Source organism: Kitasatospora sp. NPDC059973 (assembly GCF_042737525.1).
In the GTDB taxonomy this organism is placed as follows: Bacteria; Actinomycetota; Actinomycetes; order Streptomycetales; family Streptomycetaceae; genus Kitasatospora.
The window spans coordinates 16,487-37,889 of record NZ_JBHWUI010000055.1 but is presented as its reverse complement, the minus strand read 5'-3'; the positions used below and the strand labels follow the sequence as shown (position 1 = coordinate 37,889).

At 76.2% G+C, this 21,403-nt stretch carries 25 protein-coding genes; 14 read left to right on the top strand and 11 right to left on the bottom strand.

What is annotated here, in order from left to right; translation table 11 throughout:
- Positions 1 to 14 precede the first annotated feature (14 nt).
- The gene (locus ACFWA9_RS17310) at positions 15 to 653 is read left to right on the top strand and encodes an NAD(P)-dependent oxidoreductase (RefSeq protein ID WP_380387998.1); all 639 of its coding nucleotides are present in this window, start codon (positions 15 to 17) and stop codon (positions 651 to 653) included.
- Positions 654 to 810: 157 nt separating this feature from the next.
- Here ACFWA9_RS17310 and ACFWA9_RS17305 read toward each other — a convergent pair whose 3' ends face one another.
- From ACFWA9_RS17305 to ACFWA9_RS17295, 3 genes are all read right to left on the bottom strand, one after another.
- Complete coding sequence (locus ACFWA9_RS17305) at positions 811 to 1,911, bottom strand: M20 family metallopeptidase (RefSeq protein ID WP_380387996.1); 1,101 nt, start codon at positions 1,909 to 1,911, stop codon at positions 811 to 813.
- Positions 1,912 to 2,025: 114 nt separating this feature from the next.
- Entirely contained in the window at positions 2,026 to 2,220 is a 195-nt protein-coding gene (locus ACFWA9_RS17300; RefSeq protein WP_380387994.1) for a hypothetical protein, read from the bottom strand.
- A 38-nt stretch (positions 2,221 to 2,258) separates the two neighbouring features.
- Entirely contained in the window at positions 2,259 to 2,513 is a 255-nt protein-coding gene (locus tag ACFWA9_RS17295; RefSeq protein WP_380387992.1) for a helix-turn-helix domain-containing protein, read from the bottom strand.
- Between the two features lie 41 nt (positions 2,514 to 2,554).
- On the opposite strand from ACFWA9_RS17295, the gene ACFWA9_RS17290 reads away from it, so the two are divergent.
- Positions 2,555 to 2,692 carry a hypothetical protein gene (locus tag ACFWA9_RS17290; protein ID WP_380387990.1) on the top strand — a complete coding sequence of 46 codons (138 nt, stop codon included), beginning with the start codon at positions 2,555 to 2,557 and terminating at the stop codon, positions 2,690 to 2,692.
- Here ACFWA9_RS17290 and ACFWA9_RS17285 read toward each other — a convergent pair.
- Entirely contained in the window at positions 2,689 to 4,224 is a 1,536-nt protein-coding gene (locus tag ACFWA9_RS17285; RefSeq protein ID WP_380387988.1) for a hypothetical protein, read from the bottom strand. The genes ACFWA9_RS17290 and ACFWA9_RS17285 overlap by 4 nt on opposite strands.
- 300 nt (positions 4,225 to 4,524) lie before the next feature.
- On the opposite strand from ACFWA9_RS17285, the gene ACFWA9_RS17280 reads away from it, so the two are divergent.
- Positions 4,525 to 6,069, top strand: coding sequence for an alpha/beta hydrolase (locus ACFWA9_RS17280; RefSeq protein ID WP_380387987.1), 1,545 nt, complete (start codon positions 4,525 to 4,527; stop codon positions 6,067 to 6,069).
- Positions 6,070 to 6,205: 136 nt separating this feature from the next.
- On the opposite strand, the gene ACFWA9_RS17275 is transcribed toward ACFWA9_RS17280, so the two are convergent.
- The 3 genes from ACFWA9_RS17275 to ACFWA9_RS17265 form a co-directional block, all read right to left on the bottom strand.
- Positions 6,206 to 6,568 carry a hypothetical protein gene (locus ACFWA9_RS17275; RefSeq protein WP_329491235.1) on the bottom strand — a complete coding sequence of 121 codons (363 nt, stop codon included), beginning with the start codon at positions 6,566 to 6,568 and terminating at the stop codon, positions 6,206 to 6,208.
- 204 nt (positions 6,569 to 6,772) lie between these two features.
- Complete coding sequence (locus ACFWA9_RS17270) at positions 6,773 to 7,669, bottom strand: neutral zinc metallopeptidase (protein WP_380387985.1); 897 nt, start codon at positions 7,667 to 7,669, stop codon at positions 6,773 to 6,775.
- A gap of 144 nt (positions 7,670 to 7,813) precedes the next feature.
- Positions 7,814 to 8,794 carry an EamA family transporter gene (locus tag ACFWA9_RS17265; RefSeq protein ID WP_380387983.1) on the bottom strand — a complete coding sequence of 327 codons (981 nt, stop codon included), beginning with the start codon at positions 8,792 to 8,794 and terminating at the stop codon, positions 7,814 to 7,816.
- Between the two features lie 46 nt (positions 8,795 to 8,840).
- Here ACFWA9_RS17265 and ACFWA9_RS17260 point away from each other — a divergent pair, with 46 nt between their 5' ends.
- On the top strand, positions 8,841 to 9,389 hold the full coding sequence (locus ACFWA9_RS17260; protein ID WP_380387981.1) for a MarR family winged helix-turn-helix transcriptional regulator: 549 nt from the start codon (positions 8,841 to 8,843) through the stop codon (positions 9,387 to 9,389).
- Between the two features lie 116 nt (positions 9,390 to 9,505).
- On the opposite strand, the gene ACFWA9_RS17255 is transcribed toward ACFWA9_RS17260, so the two are convergent.
- Complete coding sequence (locus ACFWA9_RS17255) at positions 9,506 to 10,048, bottom strand: AAA family ATPase (protein WP_380387979.1); 543 nt, start codon at positions 10,046 to 10,048, stop codon at positions 9,506 to 9,508.
- 131 nt (positions 10,049 to 10,179) lie between these two features.
- Here ACFWA9_RS17255 and ACFWA9_RS17250 point away from each other — a divergent pair, with 131 nt between their 5' ends.
- Positions 10,180 to 10,836 (top strand): AAA family ATPase, encoded by a 657-nt coding sequence (locus tag ACFWA9_RS17250; protein ID WP_352290910.1) that lies wholly within the window; start codon positions 10,180 to 10,182, stop codon positions 10,834 to 10,836.
- Here ACFWA9_RS17250 and ACFWA9_RS17245 read toward each other — a convergent pair.
- Entirely contained in the window at positions 10,797 to 11,216 is a 420-nt protein-coding gene (locus ACFWA9_RS17245; protein ID WP_329491229.1) for a helix-turn-helix domain-containing protein, read from the bottom strand. The two genes, ACFWA9_RS17250 and ACFWA9_RS17245, sit on opposite strands and share 40 nt — an antisense overlap.
- Positions 11,217 to 11,357: 141 nt before the next feature.
- On the opposite strand from ACFWA9_RS17245, the gene ACFWA9_RS17240 reads away from it, so the two are divergent.
- Together ACFWA9_RS17240 and ACFWA9_RS17235 are read left to right on the top strand one after the other, a co-directional pair.
- Positions 11,358 to 12,293, top strand: coding sequence for an NADP-dependent oxidoreductase (locus ACFWA9_RS17240; protein ID WP_380387977.1), 936 nt, complete (start codon positions 11,358 to 11,360; stop codon positions 12,291 to 12,293).
- A gap of 34 nt (positions 12,294 to 12,327) precedes the next feature.
- Positions 12,328 to 12,471 carry a hypothetical protein gene (locus tag ACFWA9_RS17235; RefSeq protein ID WP_380387976.1) on the top strand — a complete coding sequence of 48 codons (144 nt, stop codon included), beginning with the start codon at positions 12,328 to 12,330 and terminating at the stop codon, positions 12,469 to 12,471.
- A 100-nt stretch (positions 12,472 to 12,571) separates the two neighbouring features.
- On the opposite strand, the gene ACFWA9_RS17230 is transcribed toward ACFWA9_RS17235, so the two are convergent.
- On the bottom strand, positions 12,572 to 12,835 hold the full coding sequence (locus ACFWA9_RS17230) for a hypothetical protein (protein ID WP_352290907.1): 264 nt from the start codon (positions 12,833 to 12,835) through the stop codon (positions 12,572 to 12,574).
- A gap of 20 nt (positions 12,836 to 12,855) precedes the next feature.
- The gene (locus ACFWA9_RS17225) at positions 12,856 to 13,236 is read right to left on the bottom strand and encodes a hypothetical protein (protein ID WP_329491226.1); all 381 of its coding nucleotides are present in this window, start codon (positions 13,234 to 13,236) and stop codon (positions 12,856 to 12,858) included.
- 420 nt (positions 13,237 to 13,656) lie between these two features.
- Between ACFWA9_RS17225 and ACFWA9_RS17220 the strand changes: the two genes are divergently transcribed.
- From ACFWA9_RS17220 to ACFWA9_RS17190, 7 genes are all read left to right on the top strand, one after another.
- A complete protein-coding gene (locus ACFWA9_RS17220) occupies positions 13,657 to 14,325 on the top strand; it encodes a hypothetical protein (RefSeq protein WP_380387975.1) in 669 nt (222 codons plus the stop codon).
- 285 nt (positions 14,326 to 14,610) lie between these two features.
- On the top strand, positions 14,611 to 16,179 hold the full coding sequence (locus ACFWA9_RS17215; protein ID WP_352290905.1) for a PQQ-binding-like beta-propeller repeat protein: 1,569 nt from the start codon (positions 14,611 to 14,613) through the stop codon (positions 16,177 to 16,179).
- Between the two features lie 278 nt (positions 16,180 to 16,457).
- Positions 16,458 to 16,625 carry a pyrroloquinoline quinone precursor peptide PqqA gene (pqqA, locus tag ACFWA9_RS17210; protein ID WP_380387973.1) on the top strand — a complete coding sequence of 56 codons (168 nt, stop codon included), beginning with the start codon at positions 16,458 to 16,460 and terminating at the stop codon, positions 16,623 to 16,625.
- Positions 16,610 to 17,356 (top strand): pyrroloquinoline quinone biosynthesis protein C, encoded by a 747-nt coding sequence (locus tag ACFWA9_RS17205; RefSeq protein WP_380387971.1) that lies wholly within the window; start codon positions 16,610 to 16,612, stop codon positions 17,354 to 17,356. Before pqqA ends, ACFWA9_RS17205 begins: the two co-directional genes overlap by 16 nt.
- Positions 17,353 to 18,780, top strand: a complete 1,428-nt coding sequence (gene pqqE, locus ACFWA9_RS17200; protein ID WP_380387969.1) for a pyrroloquinoline quinone biosynthesis protein PqqE — start codon at positions 17,353 to 17,355, stop codon at positions 18,778 to 18,780. The genes ACFWA9_RS17205 and pqqE overlap by 4 nt, the downstream gene beginning before the upstream one ends.
- The gene (pqqB, locus tag ACFWA9_RS17195; protein ID WP_352290943.1) at positions 18,696 to 19,685 is read left to right on the top strand and encodes a pyrroloquinoline quinone biosynthesis protein PqqB; all 990 of its coding nucleotides are present in this window, start codon (positions 18,696 to 18,698) and stop codon (positions 19,683 to 19,685) included. Before pqqE ends, pqqB begins: the two co-directional genes overlap by 85 nt.
- Before the next feature lie 224 nt (positions 19,686 to 19,909).
- Positions 19,910 to 21,313 (top strand): lytic transglycosylase domain-containing protein, encoded by a 1,404-nt coding sequence (locus tag ACFWA9_RS17190; protein WP_380387967.1) that lies wholly within the window; start codon positions 19,910 to 19,912, stop codon positions 21,311 to 21,313.
- Positions 21,314 to 21,403 lie beyond the last annotated feature (90 nt).

Genomic DNA, 21,403 nt, shown 5'->3' with positions numbered 1-21,403 from the left:
ACCGGAGCCATCCCATGCGCATCACCGTCTTCGGCGCGACCGGCAACGTCGGCAGCCGGGTGGTGACCGAGGCCCTCGCCCGGGGCCACGACGTCACCGCCGTCCTCCGCGACCCGTCCCGGCCGCACGCGCTGCCGGCCACCGCCGAGATCGCCACCGGCGACGCCCGCAACCCGGAGGACGTCGCCCGTCTCGCCGCCGGCCGGTCCGTGGTGATCAGCGCCACCCGCCCCGCCCCCGGCAGCGAGTCCGACCTGGCGCTCGCCACCAAGGGCCTGCTGGCCGGCCTGGCCGGGACGGACGTCCGCCTGCTCGTCGTCGGCGGCGCGGGCAGCCTGACGCTGCCCGGCGGCGACGGCGCCACCGTCATCGACGACCCCGACTTCCCGGCCGCCTGGCTCCCCATCGCCCTCGCCTGCGGCGAGCAGCTCGCCCTCTACCGCGCCGAGACCGAGGTCGACTGGGCCTACCTCAGCCCCGCCGCGCTGCTCGAACCGGGCCGGCGCACCGGCCACTACCGCCTCGGGCGCGACGAGCTGCTGGTCGACGAGGCCGGTGTCTCGGCGATCTCCATGGAGGACCTCGCCGTCGCCCTCCTCGACGAGGCCGCTCGGCCGGCCCACCACCGCACCCGCTTCACCGTCGCCTACTGAGCCCCGCCGTCACCGCCCCCGGGAGTGCCCGGTGCCCTCGGCACCGGGCACCCGCACGTCACGGGCGGGTCGGCGGCGGGCGGCGGGGAGGCCGCGGGGGCGGGCGGCGGGGAGGCCGCGGGGGCGGGTCGATGGCGGGGCCGGCCGCAGGGGCGTCCTACGCGTTCCGGATCACCGTCACCAGACCGGCGACGAGATCCGCCCGCTCGGCCATCGACGCGACCTCCAGGTACTCGTGGTCCGCGTGGGCACCCCCGCCGACCGCTCCGAGTCCGTCGAGTGTCGGGATCCCCAGGGCGGCCGTGAAGTTGCCGTCGCTCCCGCCGCCGACCCTCATGCTCCCGACACCGGGCAGCAACCGCTCCGCCAGCGCGAAGAGTTCGGCCGACGCCGACGCGGGCATCGGCGGCCTGCCGACGCTCCCCCGCACCGTGATCCGCGCCCCGTCGAGATGCGGGGCGAGCGCCGCGAACGCGGCCTCGATCCGCTCCTTCTCCCCGGCCGACTCGACCCGGACGTCGACGGTGACGGTCGCCCCGGCCAGCACGACGTTGTCCAGGGTGCCCGCCGAGGCCACGGTCGGGACCACGGTCGTGCCGACCTCCGGCCGGCCGAGCGCCGCGATGTCGAGCACCTGGTGCGCCGCCTCGACCAACGCGTTGACGCCCGCCTCGGGTTCGAGGCCCGCGTGCGAGGCCCGGCCCACGACGGAGACCTCGAACGTGCCGCAGCCCTTGCGGCCGGTCTTCAGCGCCCCGCCGTCGGCCGCCCCCTCGAAGACCAGCACGGCGCCGCAGGCCCGCGCACGTTCCTCGATGAGGGCCCGGGACGAGCCCGAGCCGACCTCCTCGTCGGCGGTCACCAGGATCTCCACGCCCGACAGGTCGTCGAGGGCCGCCAGCCCGTGCACGGCCTGGACCAGGCCGCCGAGCATGTCGAAGACCCCGGGACCGGTCGCGCGCCCGCCCTCGACCGCGAACGGGCGGCGCCGGAGGGTGCCCAACGGGAACACCGTGTCGTGGTGGCCGAGGATCAGGACCTTGGGCTCGCCGCCGCCCGACCAGTGGACGTGCGGCCCGGCGTCGGTCCCGACCAGCACCGCGCGCCCGCCGAGGCGGCTCTCGACCACACCCGCCACGGCCTCGGCCGAAGCCTTCAGCGCGTCGAGGTCACGTGACGGGGACTCGACCTCGACGAGTGTCCTGAGGTCCTTGAGCATCTCGTCGACGTTCACCGGTGCGGCCTTGTGCGTAGTCATGCCCGCCACGCTACTGAACCCGCCCGCCCCCTCGAACCGCCGTCCCGCCCCAGAGGCCCCCGAGCCCGACCCGTCGACCCGCCCGCCGCGCCCGGGGAACGCGTCCGGGCGCGATCAGCGGAGGGGAGGCGCGAGGGCGTGGGCGAGGAGGGTCTCCGCGGCCGCGCGCGCGTGCCGGCCGTAGTCCGCCTCGTTCAACACCATGGCGCGACTGGCCGCGCCGTCCGCGAGGGTCACCAACTGCTCGGCGAGCGCGGCGGGCTCGGCGCACCCCAGCTCCGCCACGAGCGTGGTGACCAGATGGGCCATCAGCAGTTTCCGTTCCCGGGCGTAGGCGCGGATCGGGCTCAGGGGGTCGGGGAACTCCGCCGCGGCACCGATGAACGGGCATCCCCGAACCGGGGCCGCCGCCGCGGCGGGTGGGTCGAACAGTCGAAGGATCCGCTCCCGGGGATCGAGGCCTCACGGGTGAGCACGCTCTCCAGCGTGTTCCCCGGCCCGGCGAGCGCCCGCAGGTAGGCGATCACGAGGTCGCTCTTGGTCCGGAAGTGGGCGTAGAGGGTGCGCTTGGACACCGGCGCCGCTTCCGCGATCCGCTCCATGCCGGTCGCGGTGATCCCCTGCTCCGCGAACAGCCGACACCGTGCGCGGCGAACTCGGCGTCAGCGGAGGGAAGCTGCTCGTCGGGGTCTCGTTCGGCTACGCCGAAGCCGCCGCACCGGTGAACCGCGTCAGCACCGGACGCGTGGCACTGACGGCGACCCCGACGTTCCACGACTAGGTGACCGGGACGACGGCGACGATCCGGCCGCCCGCCAGGAAGCACAGCCGCTCGGCCCGGGTCCGGTAGCCCCAGGCCCGCACCCGGTGGAAGCAGAGGTCGGCCGGTATCGGCGCCTCCCGCAGGTCCGCCACCAGGGCGTCCCCGGGGAGCGCGGCCGCCGCCGCGGCCCGCAGTGCGTCGCCGGCCGCGGCCCACTCCCGCGCCGGGGCCGAGAAGACCCAGGGCTCGCCCGTGTTGGGCAGGAAGTGGTGGAGGGCGGACCGCACCCGGCTCGCGAACCGGGCGCCGTCCACACCGCCGTCCGCCGTCGCCGCCCGGCGCGCCGCACCGCGGGCGGCCCGGGCGAGGACGAGCAGCAGGTGCGGCAGCGATTCGGCGAGCAGGGACACCTCCGGCCATTCGGCGAGCCGCCCCGCGTCCCCCGGGACGGAGACGACATGGCCCCACTCCCCCGTCTCCCGGTCGATCCGCACCTGCACGGAGACCGGGTCGCGGCCCCGGTCCAGCCAGGCCACCGGCCAGAACGAGCCGGGGCCGCCGACCATGTCCACCAGCGTCGGCGAGTGCCGGTCGGCCACCGCACCGGGGCGCAGTTCGACCGGCTCCAGACCGGCGATCCGGACGCCGGTGAGCTCTCGCAGCACGGCGCGCACCTCGCCGGGCAGCGGCACCGGCCAGTCGTCCAGCTCCGCCTCGGTGCAGCCCCCCTCCAGGACCACCAGGCCGGGCAGCTCCGCCGCCAGGGCGCGCAGTTCGGCCACCGCCCGCTCGGGAGCGTCGGCGGGGACGGCGGGCCGCTCGACCGGGCGGCCCAGGAAGTCCCCGCTGACCAGGCTCCGGACCAGCAGCGCCCGCCCGTCGCCGACCAGGGTGAACGAGACCTCGCTGCCGCTGGTGTCCGCGGTGGCGTGCGCGGTCGAGTAGTACGGCTCCCAGCCGAGCGTGCACGGGTAGCCGGGCAGTTCCCGCAGGTCGACGACGTCGGTCAGACTGTCGCCGGGGCCCGCCAGCCGGGCGAGCCCGGGATCGGCGGCCGCCGCCCGCAGCGAGGGCACGGCGAGCACCGTCGAGGCACCGGCCGGCTGCTGCCAGGCGTCCTCACCCTCGGCCAGCCGGCCGGCCAACTCCGGCAGCCAACCGACGAATCCGGGCGCCTCGACGACGCTCTCCTCGTCACCCCAGGGTTCGAGGCGCAGCACCGGGCCCCAGTCGGCACGCGCCGCCGCCCCGACACCGACCACCAGCTGCCCGCCCTCGTAGCCGGTCTCACCGACGACCAGGTAGCCCTCGCCCGGTGCCTCCCCGCCGACCGGACCGAAGGCGTAGGTGCCCCACTCCTCGCTCTCGACCCCGCCGACCTCGCGCAGCACCGCGCGGCAGGCCGCCGGCACGAAGACCGGCCAGGCGTCCATCTGTTCGTCCGTGAAGCCGCCCAGCAGCTCGATCCCACCGGACGGTTCCTGCGCCAGCGCGCGCAGCGCGGCCAGCGCCTCGCGGGCCCCGCCCACCCCGTCGTCCGTCGTCGTCATACCGCTACCGCCTGCCCCGTGCCCGTGCTGGTTCCGTTCCGATCACTGCGGACGGCAGCCTAACGACCTGCACCGACAATCGCTCCTCCGGGCGGCGCGACCCCGACACCCGACCGGGCCGTCCCCCTCGCGCGCCCGCCGGTCGCCCGTCCGACGGCCCGTCAACAGTGCTGCCCGGGCAGCCCGGAGGAGCCCTGCGCCCTCGGCGCCCCCGCCGTTCGGCGGGTGTCGTCCGCACCACCCCGAAAAGTGGTGCGTGCCGGATCGACCGCACCCGCTCCGGGCCCCGAGGATCAAGACGTGAACGAATCCGTACCCAGCACCCGCCGGCGCCGGGGGGCGCTCGCCACCGCGGTGGCCGCGCTCCTCGCCGCCCTGTCCCTGCCGGTCACCGGGGCCGCCGCGGCCACCGGCGCCCCGGTACCGCCCGTCCCCTCCCGCTACACCCAGCAGCGACTCGCCTGGCAGCCCTGTGCGGAGGCGCCCGAGCTGGAGTGCGCCACGATGGCCGTCCCGCGCGACTGGCACCACCCGAAGCGCGGTCCGGACCTCTCCGTCGCGGTGTCCCGGCACCGGGCGGACGACCCGGCGAAGCGGCGCGGCACCCTGCTGATGGCCGCCGGCGGCCCCGGCGGGGCGGGGCTGCTGCGGCCGGGCAGCTTCGTGCGCGCGGCGCCGGCCGTCGGAGCCGCGTACGACGTGGTGGGCTTCGACCAGCGCGGGGTGGGCCGGAGCACCCGGCCCGTCTGCCAGACACCGGAGGAGTTCCAGGACTTCTTCGCCGGGGACTTCCGCGACGACGACCCGGCCGCCCGCGCCCGCGTGATCGACGACTCCCGTCGCCTCGGCGCCGACTGCGCGCGGCGCAGCGGCGGTCTGCTGCCGTTCCTGACCACCGAGCAGACCGTCCGCGACCTCGACCTCTTCCGCGCCCTGCTCGGCGAGCGGCGGATCACCTACTACGGCCCGTCCTACGCGACCATGATCGGCGCGTACTACGCGACGCTCTTCCCGCGGCGGGTGGAGCGGATGGTGCTGGACAGCAACGTCGGCTTCGACGGCAGCTGGGAGCGGTTCCAGCTGGGGCAGCCGATGAGCTTCCAGCGCCGCTTCGAGGAGGACTTCCTGCCCTGGTTGGCGGCCCGGGACGACACGTACCACTACGGCGCCACCGTCGCCGAGGCCGGGGCCCACTGGGAGCGGCGGCGCGCGGCCCTGCACGACGGCCCGCTCGTCGACGGCGCCCTGACGGTCGGCCCCAACCAGCTGGACAACGGCACCGTCCAGGCCGTCTACCGGGCGAGCGACGGATTCCCCGCGCTGGCCACCGCCCTGACCGCACTGGACGACTGGCCGGGCGCGAGCCCGACCGCCCGGGAGACGGCGCGACAGGTCTTCGGCCAGTACCTGAGCCCCGGGTTCCTCGCCGAGTACTTCGCCGTGACCTGCAACGACACGCCCTGGACGGGTGATCTGGACACCTGGGTCGCGCGGGGCCGCGAACTCACCGCCCGTTGGCCGCTGGCGGGCGCCCGGACGCTGGCCTTCGCCGCCGTCTGCGCCACCTGGCCGGCGCCGACCGCACCCCGGGTGCGGGTGACGGGGGCGGGTCTGCCGCCCACGCTGATGCTCAACTCGGTGCACGACCCGGCCACCTACTACGAGGCGGCCCGCTCGGCCCACCGGGCCTTGCGCGGCTCCCGGCTGGTGACGGTGACCGGCAGCGGCGACCACGGCCAGTACCCGGGGTCCAACGCCTGCGTCCGCGAGGTGGTCGAGTCCTACCTGCTCGACGGCCGCGTCCCCGCCCGTGATCTCAGCTGCCCGTCCCCGCAGTCGGGTTGACCGGCGCCCAGGCGCCCCCCGGCGCCGGGTGCGGTCCGGCCGGACGGGTGGTGGCCCCGGCCTGCCGGGAGTGCGGGGGTGGCCGCCGGGCCCGGTGGCCACCCCCGCATCCTCGGCAGATCGGAGCCGGCGGAGCTCAGGGGCGGTCGAGGGTGATGGAGTTGACCGGGCCCAGGTCGGCCCAGACGCCGTTCTGGGCGGCCATGTCGTAGTTGCAGTTGGTGCCGTTGTAACCGAGGCACAGGCGGGCGTGGGCGCCACCGGTCTGGTTGTTGAGGACCCAGTGCCAGCCCGTCTTGTTGCTCAGGTTGTGGGCTCCGTAGCTGTAGAAGACATCGGTCGGCGGGGTGGAGGTGGGGGCGCCCTCGCCGTAGATGCAGACCGCTCCGGACGGGCAGCCGTCCCAGCTGCCGGCGGCCTGGGCGCCGGTGGCACCCAGGGTGGTGACGGCGGCGGTCGCCAGGGCGAGCGCGGCGGCGGCGTGCAGGATCCTGCGCATGTGGTTCTCCCTCTGGGGTCGCGGGGCCGGCGGTGAGTGATCCGGCCACTGATCAGCAGCGTAGGAGCGGTGCGGCGGCAACGGTCCCTGACGGATGACAGGGTGTGGCGGGCGGCGGGGCGCGCGGAACGACACACACCGGGCAGCCCCGGGAGCAGCCGGGCGGCCGATACGGGTACCGGTCGGCGTGAAGTCCGAACAGGGTCAGCGCGGGGTCGCGAAGGTGTCGCAGTCGCTCATCGAGCCCGTGCGGTAGCCGGCGGTGAACCAGGCCTGGCGCTGCGCCGAGGAGCCGTGCGTCCAGACCTCCGGGTCGATCCGGCCGGTCGCCTGCTTCTGGATCCGGTCGTCGCCGACGGCGGCCGCGGCGTCCAGACCCTGGGCGATGTCCTGGTCGGTGAGGGTGCTGATCAGTGGCCGGCCGGTGGAGGCCTGCGGGGTGGTGGTGGCGTGGTGCGCCCAGACCCCCGCGTAGCAGTCCGCCTGGAGTTCGAGCTTCACCGAGGCGCTGTTCCGGCCCTGCCGGTCCCCGCCGACCCGCTGGGTCGTGCCGGTCAGGTTCTGGATGTGGTGCCCGTACTCATGGGCCACCACGTACGCCTCGGCGAAGGGGCCGCCGCGGGCGCCGAAGCGGGTGGAGAGCTCGTCGAAGAAGCCGAGGTCGAAGTAGGCCTGACGATCGCCCGGACAGTAGAACGGGCCGACGGCGGACGTCGCCGCGCCACAGGCGGTGGAGACGCGGTCGGTGAACAGGACGGTCTCGGCGGGGCGGTAGGGCGTGCCGTGCCGGGGCAGTTCGCCCCGCCAGTACTCCTGGAGGCTGTTGGTGACGGCGACGATCCGGCAGTCCTGACGGCGGTTCGCGTCCGCGCCGCTCCGGCAGACCTGCTGCACCTCGCCGGCGGTACTGGGGCGCGCGTCCGCACCGGGACCGCCTCCCTCGGAGAGACCGAGCAGGCTCGGGTCGACCCCGAAGAGCACCGCGACCAGCGCGATCAGCAGGCCCGCCGCGCCACCGCCGATGGCGACCCGGCCACCCGGGCGGCCGCGCCGGTCGTCCACCTGCGAGGTGTCGAGGTCCCCCTGCTCGTCGAACTGCATGTCCCTCCGTCCGTCGCACCCGCCGCGACCCGGGTGCGGCCGCCCGGCCACGGTAGCCCGCCGGGCCACCCCGGCCGGGGCAGGACGCGCAGGCCAGAACGGGTCTGCCGCACCCGGCCGCCAGGGTGATCCAGTTGAGCCGGCTCACCCACGTCGCCGGGCCCGGAACGCCCTGTCCGCGCCGCGCCCCGCACCCCGGCGGGCCCCACCCTCGACCGTCTCGACCGCCGCGACCCCCTCCACCGGCGCCCCCGGCCGCGGACGTTCCGCACGCCGCCCCGCCGCACGCGGCCGCCCGAGCAGCACACCCACCAGCACCAGCAGCAACCCGCCCGCCTGGACCGGCCCCAGCTCCTCTCCCGCCACCGCCGTACCGAGCAGGACACCGGTCATCGGGTTGAGCAGGCCGACCAGGCCGACCGTCCCGGCCGGCAGGTGCCGCAGACCGGCGAACCACGCGACGAACGCCAGCGCCGTGGCCACCACGGCGACGTACCCGAACGCCAGCAGCTCCGCCAGGGCGGGCACCGGCGGCGCCCCCTCGGCGACCGCGGCCACCGGGAGCAGGACGAGCCCGCCCGCGATCAGCTGCCAGGAGGTCGAGGCCAGGACGTCCGCACCGTCGCGCCAGCGGCCGGCGAGGACGTATCCGAAGGAGGAGACCAGCATGGCGGCCATCGAGGCGGCCAGCCCGGCCGGGCTCACCGCACCCGCCCGGCCGAGCACCATCAGCCCGACCCCGCCCAGCCCCACCAGCGCGCCGACCAGGTGCGCGCGGGCCGGCCGCTCGGCCACCAGGGCCCAGGCGATCAGCATCATCGCCAGCGGGGAGGCCGCCATGACGGTCGAGGCGACGCTGGTGGCGAGCAGTTGCGAGGCGACGTAGAGCAGGACGAAGAAGACCCCTGTGTTGAGCAGTCCGAGCACCGCCGAGCGCCACCACCAGGCCCCGCGCGGCAGCCGCCGGCCGAGGGCGAGCAGGATCAGGCCGGCCGGCAGGGCCCGCAGGGCGGCACCCCAGAGCGGGCGGTCCGCCGGGAGGAACTCGCGGGTGACGTAGTAGTTGGCACCCCAGGCGACCGGCGCGACGGCGGTCACCAGGATCCACCGAATGTTCGCTTCCATGGAAGCAATATAGCTTCCAAGGAAGCTATCGCGCTAGGATGGCGCCATGGAACAGCAGCGCGACCCGCTCGGACCGCCGCCCGGAGCCCCGGACCACGTGGCCGCCATCCAGGCCGAATGGCGGCGGGAGCGGCCCGATCTCGATGTCTCGCCGCAGGCGGTGATCGGCCGGCTGCACCGCCTCGCCGCCCGCCTCACCGACGAGCTCGGCCTGGTGTACGCCCGCTACGGCCTCGGCGAGGGCGAGTTCGACGTGCTCGCCGCGCTGCGCCGCGCCGGCACCCCCTTCGAACGGGCCCCCGGCGAACTCGCCGCCCACACGATGGTCACCACCGGCGCCATGACGAAGCGGGTCGATCGCCTGGAGCGGGCCGGGCTGGTCACCCGCCGTCGCAGCGACGAGGACGGGCGCGGGCGCGTCGTCGCACTCACCACGGCCGGCCGGCGATTGATCGACGAGGCGTTCACCGCCCACATGCGCAACGAGCACCGCCTGCTGGAGCTGCTCACCCCCCAGGAGGCCACCGCCCTGGAGGGCCTGCTGACCAGCTGGCAGTACCGCCTGGACCACCCCCCGAAGTCCACCGAGGCCTGACGAGGATCCGCCCGCCCTCCCCGGGAAGCCCCGACGGGCCAGAACTCCGACGGCCCAGGGCTCCGGCGGCTCAGAACTCCGACGGCCCAGGGCTCGGCAGCTGAGGAAGCGGCAGCTCAGGGCTCGCCGGCTCCGGACGCCGGCGGCGTCAGACCGGCGTCCGCCAGGATCCGCGCCACGGTCTGCTCCAGGGTGCTGTCCTCGCCGACGACCTGCTCCGCACCACCGGGCAGCAGATCGCCCCCGACGTACCAGCCGGTCATCTCCTCGGAGCCGAACTCGGCGGCCTGCGGCCGCAGCGAGTGCCGGCGCAGAGTCTCCGCCAGGTCGACGTCGAGGTAGTACAGCAGGGTGCGGCCGCGGTGGTCCGCGGCCAGCCGCCCGAGCATCGGGCCGTACCGCGCGGCGGTCAGGATGCCTTCGACGACGACGTGGAAGCCGTGGTCGAGGGCGTAGCGGGCGACGGTGTCGATCAGGCCGATCGAGGCGCAACCGTCCGTGTCCCGCTCCTGCAGCACGGTCCGGCGCAGGTTGTCCTGGCCGACCAGCGCGAGCTTCCCCCGCCCGCACCGGGCCCGCAGCTCGGCCGCGATGCTCGACTTGCCGGATCCGCTGTTGCCCCGCAGGACGATCAGCACGGTGTGCTCACTGCCTGTCATCCACCCCACGCTAGTGGACGCCGCCCGAGCCCGCCGGGCACCGCCGCGATGCGGACGGGCCGGCCCGCCGCCGCACCGGCCCGGTGGAATGCGGGTGATCGCGCCCCTCGGCCCGCGATACGGTCCGCCGCATGGCGACCTTGTGGTGGGACATCGTGCTGATCGGCGGAGCCTCGGGCATCGGGAAGAGCCGGGCAGCCGCGCGACTGGCGCGGGAGACGGGCGCGTTCGTGGTGGAGTTCGACGACGTGGTCAGCGCCGTCCAGGAGATCACCACAGCCGCCCAGCACCCGGGGCTGCACCACTTCGACGGCCCTGACCCTGCCGAACCCCGCACAGCGGAGCAGGAGTTGGAGTTGCAGATCGCGACCGCCCGGGCACTGGAGCCCGCCGTCCTCGGTGTCGTCCGCAACCGCCTGACGGTGGACGTGCCCGCCGTCGTCGAGGGCGACTACCTCACCCCGGCCGCCGCCGCCCGGGCCGTCGAGGCGGGGCGGGCGGCCGGGCGCCGCGTCCGGGCGGTGTTCCTGCACGAGCCGGACGCGGCCCGGATCACCGCCAACTACGCCGCCCGCGAGCCCGGGTGCGGCCCGCAGGTGCGGCGGGCCGAGGTCGGCGCCCGGTACTCGCACTGGCTCGCCGAGCAGGCGGACCGGTACGGCCTCCCGGTGGTCGACTGCCGCCCCTGGGACACCCTCGCGGTCCGCCTCGACGAGGCGCTCCGCACTCCCTCGGGCCGGCCGGGCCCTCAGCCCCCCGCGCCTCGTACGTCCGGCCGGGTGTCGTAGGCGTCCCGGGCGGCGAGCACCTCGGGCATGTTCTCCTCCGCCCAGGCCTTGATCGCCCGCACCACCGGCAGCAGTCCGGTCCCCAGCGGCGTCAGCGCGTAGTCGACCCGGGCGGGCACCGAGGGCGTGACGGTGCGGGTGAGCAGGCCGTCCCGCTCCAGGGCGCGCAGGGTCTGGGTGAGCATCTTCTCGCTGACCCCGGCCAGTCGGCGGCGCAGCTCGCTGTACCGCTGCGGGCCGTCGGCCAGTGCGTTGACGAGGAGGCTGACCCACTTGTCGCCGATCCGGTCGAGCAACTGCCGCGCCGGACACTGCGCGAGGTAGGCGTCGAAGCTCGCGCGCTCGGCCGAGCGGCGCTGGGCGGCGGTCATGGTGGCCATGGGCTTCCCTCCCCGTACGGTACGCACTTCGCGGTGCGTGCTTCCGACCGGAGAGCAACTCTCCCTAGCGTGGGTGCCGTTGGCAAGTCCGATCGCCCCGGGACCGCCGGGTCCCGCCGTCCCCTCCCCGAGGAGTGCCCCGTGCGCGCCGTCGTCGTCCGCAGCCATGCCGGTCCGGAAGCCCTGGAGCTGGTCGAGGTGCCCGTCCCCGAGGCCGGCCCTGGCCAGGTGCGGGTCCGGGTGTCCGCCGCCGGGGTCAATCCGGTGGACGCCGTGACCCGCTCCGGGGCCCTGGTGGCGGCGGGGCTGATGGCACCGCGCGAGGTGACCGGGCTGGGCTGGGACGTGGCGGGCACGGTCGACCGGGTGGGCCTGGGAGTGTCCGGCTTCGGCCCGGGCGACCCGGTGATCGGTCTGCGCGACCGTCTGGACGTCCCGCTCGGCACCTACGCCGAGTACGTGGTGCTGGACGCCTCGGCGCTCGCCCCGGCCCCGGCGGGGGTGCCGGCCGTCGAGGCGGCGACGCTGCCGTTGAACGGACTGACCGCCGCCCAGGCACTGGACCTGCTCGGCCTCCCGGCCGGCGCCTCGCTGCTGGTGACCGGCGCGGCCGGCGCGGTGGGCGGCTTCGCCGTCGAACTCGCCGCCCTGCGCGGCCTTCGGGTCGTGGCCCTGGCCGGTGCGGCGGACGAGGCGCTGGTCCGGGGTCTGGGGGCCGAGTGGTTCGTGCCGCGCGGCAGCGCCGATCCGGCCGCCGCCGTCCGGGCGCTCGTCCCGGGCGGGGTGGACGGCGCCCTGGACGCCGCCCTGCTCGGGGTGGTCGCACTCGGCGCCGTCCGCAACCGGGGCAGCTTCGTCACCGTGTCCGGGGGCGCGCCCCAGGGCCTGCGCGGCATCCGGGTCGCCAACGTCTGGATCGCCGCCGACGGCCCGGCGCTCGCCGAGCTGTCCGCCCTCGCCGCCGCGGGCCGGCTCACCCTCCGGGTGGCCGCCACCCACCCGCTGGCCCGGGCCGCCGACGCCCACCGCCGGCTGGCCGGCGGCGGCCTGCGCGGCCGGCTCGTCCTGGTCCCCTGACCCACCGCCGGCGCGAGAACGGTGCGACCTCGGCGTGCTCTACCACCGCAACGACGGCGCCATCGGCCTCCACCCCGGCCTCGCCGGCACCACCGGCCACAGCACCGCCTTCCAGGGCGGCCCCTCCACCGTCCCCGCCAACGCCGGCTGGGGCAGGAACGGCATCCAGCTGCCGTGACCCCGGTCCCCGTCCCGCCCCCGGCGTGACGGCGCGAGGGCCGACGACCAGCGGGTCGCCGGCCCTCGCGCCGGGCGTCGGCGTGCGGACGACGGCGGAACTACCCGCGCGAGGCCTGCCGTTGGCGGAGCCAGGCGAGGGCACCGATCAGGCCGACCGCGCCGCCGGCGCAGAGTTTGACGGCGCCCTTGGCGAGCAGCCAGCCGATCCCGGGGGCGGTCCAGCCCAGCCAGTGGAGGACGGCCAGCAGGACCGCCACCGCCCCCAGCGCCGCCAGGACGGTCACCACCACCGCCGCGCCGGTGGAGAGTTCGGTCTCCCCGGCCGTGGTCGCCCGTACCTCGTTCGTGCCCCCATCATCCATGGGAGCGATCATAATCCGGCTCAGCGCGGGGCGTGGTGGGTGTCGCCGCTGTGCTCGCCGGTCTCGTGGTCGGGGAAGCTCACGGCCAGCGTGACGCGGTACTCGTAGACGTCGTCGCGGTGCCCGGGCACCCGGGCCCAGGCCAGCGAGTGCACCTCCGCCTCGGGTGCCTGGCGGCACCACGCGGCCGCCTCCTCCAGTGCCCGGGCCGCCGAACGGCCGGTGCACACCACGGCGGTGTACGCCGCGACGGCGACGTCGCCGCCGCTGCGCCCCGCCCGCGAGACCGCCCGGACGGCGGCGGCGGCATGGGTCAGGTCACGGGCCAGGTCGTCCACGACCCGGGGCGGCGCCGGGAGGACCGGCCCCTCCGCCACGGTCTCCGGCAGGTTCGTGCTCACCGTCTGGGCCTCCATCCGCCTGGTCTCGGGATCCGCCGATTGCGGGATCCGCCTGGTCACCGGCCCAAGGATGCCGGGCCGCCATTCCTGGCATGACCACTTTCACCAGAACATCACCCGTCCGGGGAGCTGAGGAAGGAGAGCTCGACACCGACCGCCCGGTACTGGTAAAGGACTTGCGTCGCATCGGTCCTGGTCAGACCCTCCCGTCCCGGGCGCCGCCGGGAGCCCGGCCGCACGTGCGCGTACCACCCCCGCACCCCGAACCGCCGGTCCGACCGCCGGACGCGCCGGGTCGGGCTCGTGACGCAGCTGTGCAACTCCCGTTTCGGGAACGGGAAATACCGGACCGGCCCGGCCACTAGGATCCCTGGAGCACCACAGTCCGCCGCACCGGCGGGCGCCGGACAAGGGGGTCCCATGCAGCTCAAGTCAGCGGTCCGGTACGGGCGTCGGCAGCTCTGGCTGCCCGCGTTGGCCCTCGCGGGCGTCGCCGTGGCCGGCTGCTCGTCCTCCGGCGGGGCGACGGCCGCGCCTCCGCCCACCACACCCGCCGCGGCCGCGTCGACGCCCGGCGCGCCCGCGCCCACGGCGGCGACGGCACCCGGATCCAGCGCCTCCGCGCCCGCCCCCGCGAGCACCGGAGCACCCACCGCCGCGCCCGCCGGGCGGCCGGCGGACGCCTGCACGCTGCTGCAGTCCCCCCAGGTCGTCGCGGCGGTGGGCACCTCGGGCCCGTTCCGCGGCACCCACCCCGACCCGGCGAGCGACGGCAGCCCGGTCTGGGGCTGCACCTGGGGCTCGCCCGACTCCTACGCCTCGGTCCGCGAGACCACCCCGACCGCCCTGGCCTCGGCCAAGGCGGACGGCCAGCTGCAGGTCACCACCCTGCCGGGGGTCGGCCAGGAGGCGGTGCTGACCCAGCGCAAGGACGGCACCCACCCGAGGGCCCTCTTCGTGGCCGGCGGACGCGTCTACGCCGTCGAGGTGGTGAAGGACCGCGGCCCGGGCGACGGCGTCAACGCCCCGGCGGAGGCGCTCGCCGAGAGCGGGCTGGCGATGGTGCTGGCCAAGTCGCTCGGCGGCTGAGCCCACGGCGAACCGGCGGGTCTCAACCGGCGGGCCCCCAACCAGCGGCCCCCGAACCGGCCGCCGGGGGGACGCCGGGCGGCGCAGCCGGTTCCCTCCGGGGCGTGAACGGCGCCGGGCGGGGGCCTGCGGGCGGATGCGGGTACGGCACGGGCGTTCACAGAATGACGCCACCGTGCCGTACCCGGCACTCCCCCGAAAGCCAAGGCGGACCGCATGAGCCGACTCCACCCACCCACGCCCCCGGACCGCCCGCGCGACACGCCTCCGGGGGGCCGAACGCCGGTGTCGCACACCGCCACCGCCCTGCTGGGCGGACTGGCGCTGCTCGCCCCGGCCCTGGCCGGTTCGCTGGTCACCCCGATACCCGCGCACGCCGACAACCCCACCGTCTCGGTGAACAGCCTGCGCACCGGCTGGGACGCGGCCGAGCCGGGCCTGGGCCCGGCGCAGGTCTCCGGCTCGGACTTCGGCCGGCGCTGGTCCACCGCCGTCGACGGCGCCGTCCTCGCCCAGCCCCTGGTCGCCGGTTCGACCGTGGTGGTCGCCACCGAGACGAACCACGTCTACGGCATCGGCGCGACCGACGGCCGGATCCTGTGGCAGCGCGCGCTCGGCACACCGGTCCCGTCGTCCACCGCCTGCCTCTCCCCCGGCACCGGCATCACCTCGACACCCGTGTACGACAAGTCGACCGGCACGGTCTACCTGGTGGCGAAGTCCACCGAGGGGGGCGCCCACTTCTCCGTGCACGCGCTGGACGTCACCTCGGGCGCCGAGCGCGGCGACTGGCCGGTCACCGTCCAGGGCTCGCCGGTGAACAGCCCCGGGGTCCCGTTCAACCCGGGCACCTCGGCGCAGCGCGCCGGACTCCTGCTGCTGGACGGGGCGGTCTACTTCGGCTTCGCCTCGGACTGCGGCGTCGGGACGTACGTGGGCCACGTCGCGGGCGTCCACACCGGGACCCGCAAGCTGACGCTCTGGTCCACCCAGTCCGGCTCGGCCTCGCAGAACGCGGGCGTCTGGATGAGCGGCGGCGGCCTGGTCTCGGACGGCGCCGGGCGGATCCTCCTCGCCACCGGCAACGGCGCGGGCACGGGCTCCTCCCCGCCGAAGGGCCCCGGCGACAAGCCGCAGGGCCACTTCGCCGAGTCCGTCGTGCGGCTGGGTGTGAACGCCGACGGCAGCCTCACCCCGAAGGACTTCTTCAGCCCGACCGACAACCGGGACATGGACCACGGCGACGTGGACCTCGGCTCCGGCGGGCCGGCCGCCCTGCCGTCCGGCTTCGGCACGACCGCCCACCCGCACCTGCTGGTGCAGGTCGGCAAGGACGGCCGGATCTTCCTGCTGGACCGTGACCGGCTGGGCGGCATGGGCCAGGGCCCGAACGGCACCGACGCCGCGGTCGGCACGACCGGCCCGTTCAAGGGCGTCTGGGGCCACCCGGGGGTCTGGGGCGGGGACGGCGGCTATGTCTACCTGGTCGAGAACTACGGCTCGCTGCGCGCGCTCAAGTACTCGGTGAACAGCGCCGGGAACCCCCAGCTGACCAGCGCGGGCACCAGCGCCGAGGGCTTCGGCTACGCGTCCGGCTCCCCCGTGGTCACCTCCAACGGGACGGCCTCCGGTTCGGCGCTCGTCTGGACCGTCTACTCCGGCAGCGGTCCGGGCGGCCAGAACGGCGAGCTGCGGGTGTACGACCCGCTGCCGGTCAACGGCGTGCTCAAGCTGCGCCGCAGCTTCGCGCTCGGCACGGTGAGCAGGTTCGCCGTGCCCGCCACGGACGGCGGGCGGGTGTTCGTGGGCACCAAGGACGGCCACCTGGTCGCCTTCGGCCGCGCCGCCGCCTGACACGGTTCCAACCCGGCGCGCCGCCCCCGGATGCCGCGCCGGCCCGACCGCGCCGGCCCGACCGCGCCGCCTCCCGACCGCGCTCCGGCCCGACCGCCCGGTGGCCGGTCAAACCCCCGGCCCCGGCCCGTCACCCGTTCGAGCGCGATTGTCCGCACATCGCGCGGGTTGGACCGGCGGCCGGGCCCGGCGGCTCGTAGCGTCCTGACCCACGGGGCCGCGCGGCCCACCGGGCGCGTGCGCTCCTCCCACCCGCCCTCTCCCGAGGAGGAATCCCGATGAACCGCACCGCCGCTCCGCTGCCCACCCCCGCCGCCGCACCGCCCGAGCGCCCGGCCGACGCCACCCCGAAGCCCGCCTGGTCCGCACCGGCGGTCGAGTGCCACCGCACCGGCGCCGAGGTCACCGCCTACGCCGGACGGGCCGCCCAGTGGCTCAGCCGCTGACCCGCGAGCGGTTCGCGGCCAGGCTGTACGACCTGCGGGAGCGCTACTGGGACAGCCACCCGTTCCATCTGCGCCTGCACTCCGGTGGCTGCACGCCACCGGAGTTGCGGCGCTGGGTCGCCAACCGCTGGTACTACCAGCTCTGCCTGACCCGCAAGAACGCCGCGATCATCGCCAACTGCCCGCTCCCGGAGGTCCGCCGGACCTGGGCCGAGCGGCTCGCCTACCAGGACGGACCGGCGCCCCTACCCGGCCCCGAGCGCGGCGCACCGGCCGGGGGCGCACCGGACGCCACCGCACCCGCCGAGGGCGGCCTCGCCGACTGGCTGGTCCTCGCCGAGGCGGTCGGCCTGGACCGCGCGGAGGTGACCGACGAACGGCACGTCACCCGCGGGGTCCGCTTCGCCGTCGACGGCTACCTGCACTTCTGCCAGACCAGAGCGTGGACGGAGGGCGTCGCGGCGGCCCTCACCGAGATGTTCTCGCCCGACCACATGGCCCAGCGGGTGACCGCCTGGCGCACCCACTACGACTGGATCGACCCGGCGGGGTACGCCTACTTCGAGCACCGCATCCCCACCGCCCGCAAGGACAGCGCCCGCACCCTGGAGCTCGTACTGGACCACTGCGTCACCGCCCACCAGCAGCAGGCCGCCCTCGACGCGCTGGCCTTCAAGTGCGAGGTGCTGCGGGCCATGCTGGACGCCGTCGACTACGGGGCCGACCGGTGACGACCGCCCAGGCCGCCCAGGCCGCCCAGGCCGCCCAGGCCGCCCCCGCCGCCCAGGTGCCGGGGCTGCGGCGCGGGGTGCGGCTGGTGCACGACCCGGTCCGCGACCGGGCCGCCCTGCTCTACCCCGAGGGCGTCCTGCTGCTCAACGACACCGCGGCCGCCGTACTGCGCCACTGCGACGGCCGGCGCGACACCGCGCTGATCACCGCCGGGCTCGCCGCGGAGTACGACGGGGTGGACGACGGGCAGGTCCGCGAGCTGCTCGCCGACCTCGCCGAGCGCCGGCTGCTCACCCTGGACGGCTCCGGCGCACCCGCGCTGCCGTACCCGGCCACCGGCCTGCCGGGCGCGGCCGTCCGGGCACCGGCGCCGTTCGGCCTGATCGCCGAACTCACCTACCGCTGCCCGCTCCAGTGCACCTACTGCGCCAACCCCGTCGAACTCGCCCACTACCGGGATGAACTGGACACCGACCAGTGGCTGCGCGTGCTCGACCAGGCCCGCGGGCTCGGCGTCCTCCAGGTCCACCTCACCGGCGGCGAGCCGCTGCTCCGCCGCGACCTCGCCCGGATCGTCGCCCACGCGCACGACCTGGGCCTCTACACCAACCTGGTCACCAGCGGGCTCCCGCTGGACGAGCCGCGTGCCGCCGCGCTGGCCGGGGCGGGCCTGGACCACGTCCAGCTCTCCCTCCAGGACGCCGACCTGCGCCGCGCGGACGCCGTGGCCGGCCTCGCCGCGCACGAGCGCAAGCTCGCCGCGGCGGCGCTGCTGACCGGCGCCGGGCTGCCGCTGACCGTCAACGCCGTGCTGCACCGGGGCAATCTGGCCCGGCTCGGCGCCCTCGCCGACCTGGCCGTGGCGCTCGGCGCCGACCGGGTCGAGCTGGCGCACACCCAGTTCTACGGCTGGGCCTGGCAGAACCGGGCGCACCTGGCGCCGAGCGAGGCCCAGGTCCGCCAGGCCGAGCTGGACGTGGCCGCCGCCCGGGAGCGCCACGGCGGGCGGATCGAGATCGTGCACGTCGCGGCCGACCACCACGGCGGCGCCGTGAAGCCCTGCATGGACGGCTGGGGCCGCCGGCAGCTGGTGGTCGCGCCCACCGGTGACGTGCTGCCCTGCCTGGCCGCCGCGCAGCTGCCCGGTCCGGCGCTGCCGAACGCGGTGACCGACGGGCTCGCCGCGATCTGGCACGACTCGCCCCTGTTCAACCGGTACCGGGGCACCGACTGGATGCCGGAGCCCTGTCGCGGCTGCGCGCTGCGCGAGGTCGACCACGGCGGCTGCCGCTGCCAGGCCTTCCAGTTCACCGGGGACGCCGGCGCCACCGACCCGGCCTGCCGCCTCTCCCCCGACCACCACCTGGTCACCGGGCCGGTCCCGGCGACCACCCCGGCCCCCGTGCCCCGGAGGACGCGCTGAAGATCCGGATCCTGGGCACGGCCGCCGGCGGCGGACTGCCCCAGTGGAACTGCGGCTGCGAGGGCTGCTCCACCGCCCGCCGCACCGGCGCCGCCCGCAGCCAGGACTGCCTGGCGGTCAGCGCGGACGGCGTCGCCTGGTACCTGGTCAACGCCTCGCCCGACCTGCGGAGCCAGCTGCTGGCCGCCCCGGAGCTGGCGCCGGCCGCCGGCACCCGGGACACCCCGCTGCGCGGCGTCCTGCTCACCAGCGGCGAGCTCGACCACACCCTCGGCCTGTTGACCCTGCGGGAGGCCGCCGGGCTGAGCGTGCACGCCACCGAACCGGTCCGTGCCGCGCTGCACGGCGCCTTCCCGGTCGGCCCGCTGCTCGCGCCCTACACCAAGGCCCGCTGGCAGTCCGTCGCGCCGGGCACCGCCTTCGACCTGGCCGGCGGGCTGCGCGTCGAGCCGCTGGCGCTGGGCGGCAAGCGGCCGCGGTACGCCGCCGACCTGCCCGGCGAGGCCTGGGACGGCCGGGCGGACTGGGTGACCGGCTACCGCTTCACCGCCGCCGGGTGCCGGTCGAGCGCGGTGTACGCGCCCGGACTGGCCGCCTGGACGCCGGAGCTCGACCGGGCGGTGGCCGGTGCGGCCGTGGTGATCCTCGACGGCACCTTCGCCACCGACGACGAACTCGCCGAGCGCACCGGCGGCTCGCGCTCCTCCCGCGGCATGGGCCACCTGGCGGTCCGGGACTCGCTGGCCCACCTGGGCCGCCACCCCGGCCCGCGCTACCTCTACACCCACCTCAACAACACCAACCCGCTGGCCCACCCGGGCTCCCCCGGCGCCGCCGCCCTCGCACCGGCCCTGGCGGCGGCGGGCGCGGCCGTCGCCGAGGACGGTCAGCTCGTCGAGTTCTGAGCCCCGGCGCCGCTCCCCGGCCCGCCGGGTACCCCCGGGCGCACCCTCGCCACCTGCCCGTTCACCGGACGGTGGGGCCCGGGACAGCCGCTGCTCACCCGGGTCCGGTCAGATCATCGTGATACTAATCATTCCGGTAACACGAACTGTCATGCACTGGCAGGCACGATGGTGACAGCCCGTCCGTTCCCCCGGGGTCCGGACGGTGACGGGGAGGGCACGGCATGAAGGCACGGGTCGACAGCGGACGACAGACGGGGCGCCGGATACGGCTGGGCAAGCGGGTGACCGGGACGGCCGCCGCGTTCACCGCACTCGCGGCCCTGACCGGCTCTCAGGTGACGGGACTCGGCCTCTCCGGTGTCGCGGCCGCCGAGCCGGTGCCGCCCGTGATCGACCCGACCACCTCCGTGGTCGCCACCGCTCCCGGCACCGCGCTGCCCGGCTCCGAGCTGCCGTCGCCCGCCGGCGGGCCGACCGTGCCGGTCGACGGCGGGGGCGCCGTCCCGCTGCCGCAGCCGCCCACGACCCTGCCGGGCGACCCGTCCGCCGGACCGTTCCGGACCGGGCCCGCCCTGCCGGCGACGGTCTTCGCCGCCTACCGCAAGGCCGAGGCCGCGCTGGCCGTCCGCTCGCCCGGCTGTCACCTGCCGTGGCAGCTGCTGGCCGCGATCGGCGAGGTCGAGTCCGGCCAGGCCAACCGGGGCGGGGTGGACGCCGCGGGGACGACGTACCGGCCGATCCTCGGCCCGGCGCTCAACGGCAACGGCTTCGCCGCGATCTCCGACACCGACGGTGGCCGCTACGACGGCGACCGGCTCTGGGACCGGGCCGTCGGACCGATGCAGTTCATCCCCTCCACCTGGGCCTACTGGGGGGTCGACGCCAACGGCGACGGCCAGGCGGACCCCAACAACGTCTTCGACGCCGCCGAGTCGGCCGGCCGCTACCTCTGCGCGGGCGGCCGCGACCTCGGCAATCCGGCCCAGCTGGACCGGGCGATCCTCGGCTACAACAACTCGGGCGAGTACCTGCGGACCGTCAAGAACTGGATGGCGCACTTCGGCAGCGGGACGGCGACCACGACGCCGGACCGGCCCGCCCCGGCCGGCGCGCCGACCGCGCCGTCACCGTCGCCGACCGTGCCCGCACCGGCGACCGGCCCCACGACGCCCACGCCCCCGGCATCCCCTGCGCCGTCGACCGGCACGCCGACCGGTGGCCCGAGCGGGACGCCGACGGGGGCGCCCACGCCCACCGCGTCGGCCTCGCCCTCGGCCGGCCCGAGCCCGAGCGCCACGCCGAGTGCCACACCCAGTGCCACCCCGACCGGTACGCCGAGCACCTCGCCGACCGGTACGCCCAGCACCACCCCGACGGCCACCCCCACCGGGACGCCGACCGCCACCCCCACCGCCACGCCCACCACCTGCGCCACCCCCACGGCGACGGCGACGCCCACCGACGGCGCGAGCCCGACGGCCGCCCCGTCGGCCACCGCCACCGCGACGCCCCCGGCGCCCGGCTGCCCGACGCCGACCGGCACCCCGTCGGCCACCGCCACCCCGAGTGGCTCGTCCTCGGCCGCCGCCTCCCCGTCGGCCTCCCCCTCGCCCTCGGCGCACTGACCACGCGCCGAGTACGAACCGAGCACGAACCGAGCACGCACGGAGCACGCGTGACCCCGGCCCGGGCGCCCCGATCAGCGGGCGCACCGG

Excerpts from the sequence above, each read along its gene's own strand:
- ACFWA9_RS17220 (WP_380387975.1), top strand. The coding sequence starts at position 13,657 with ATGCAGCTCAAGTCAGCGGTCCGGTACGGGCGTCGGCAGCTCTGGCTG.
- ACFWA9_RS17250 (WP_352290910.1), top strand. The coding sequence starts at position 10,180 with ATGGCGACCTTGTGGTGGGACATCGTGCTGATCGGCGGAGCCTCGGGC.
- ACFWA9_RS17245 (WP_329491229.1), bottom strand. The coding sequence starts at position 11,216 with ATGGCCACCATGACCGCCGCCCAGCGCCGCTCGGCCGAGCGCGCGAGC.
- ACFWA9_RS17190 (WP_380387967.1), top strand. The coding sequence starts at position 19,910 with ATGAAGGCACGGGTCGACAGCGGACGACAGACGGGGCGCCGGATACGG.
- ACFWA9_RS17310 (WP_380387998.1), top strand. The coding sequence starts at position 15 with ATGCGCATCACCGTCTTCGGCGCGACCGGCAACGTCGGCAGCCGGGTG.
- ACFWA9_RS17285 (WP_380387988.1), bottom strand. The coding sequence starts at position 4,224 with ATGACGACGACGGACGACGGGGTGGGCGGGGCCCGCGAGGCGCTGGCC.
- ACFWA9_RS17300 (WP_380387994.1), bottom strand. The coding sequence starts at position 2,220 with ATGGCCCATCTGGTCACCACGCTCGTGGCGGAGCTGGGGTGCGCCGAG.
- ACFWA9_RS17230 (WP_352290907.1), bottom strand. The coding sequence starts at position 12,835 with ATGGATGATGGGGGCACGAACGAGGTACGGGCGACCACGGCCGGGGAG.
- ACFWA9_RS17265 (WP_380387983.1), bottom strand. The coding sequence starts at position 8,794 with ATGGAAGCGAACATTCGGTGGATCCTGGTGACCGCCGTCGCGCCGGTC.
- ACFWA9_RS17305 (WP_380387996.1), bottom strand. The coding sequence starts at position 1,911 with ATGACTACGCACAAGGCCGCACCGGTGAACGTCGACGAGATGCTCAAG.
- pqqA (WP_380387973.1), top strand. The coding sequence starts at position 16,458 with ATGAACCGCACCGCCGCTCCGCTGCCCACCCCCGCCGCCGCACCGCCC.
- ACFWA9_RS17260 (WP_380387981.1), top strand. The coding sequence starts at position 8,841 with ATGGAACAGCAGCGCGACCCGCTCGGACCGCCGCCCGGAGCCCCGGAC.
- ACFWA9_RS17270 (WP_380387985.1), bottom strand. The coding sequence starts at position 7,669 with ATGCAGTTCGACGAGCAGGGGGACCTCGACACCTCGCAGGTGGACGAC.
- ACFWA9_RS17295 (WP_380387992.1), bottom strand. The coding sequence starts at position 2,513 with ATGGAGCGGATCGCGGAAGCGGCGCCGGTGTCCAAGCGCACCCTCTAC.
- ACFWA9_RS17275 (WP_329491235.1), bottom strand. The coding sequence starts at position 6,568 with ATGCGCAGGATCCTGCACGCCGCCGCCGCGCTCGCCCTGGCGACCGCC.
- ACFWA9_RS17255 (WP_380387979.1), bottom strand. The coding sequence starts at position 10,048 with ATGACAGGCAGTGAGCACACCGTGCTGATCGTCCTGCGGGGCAACAGC.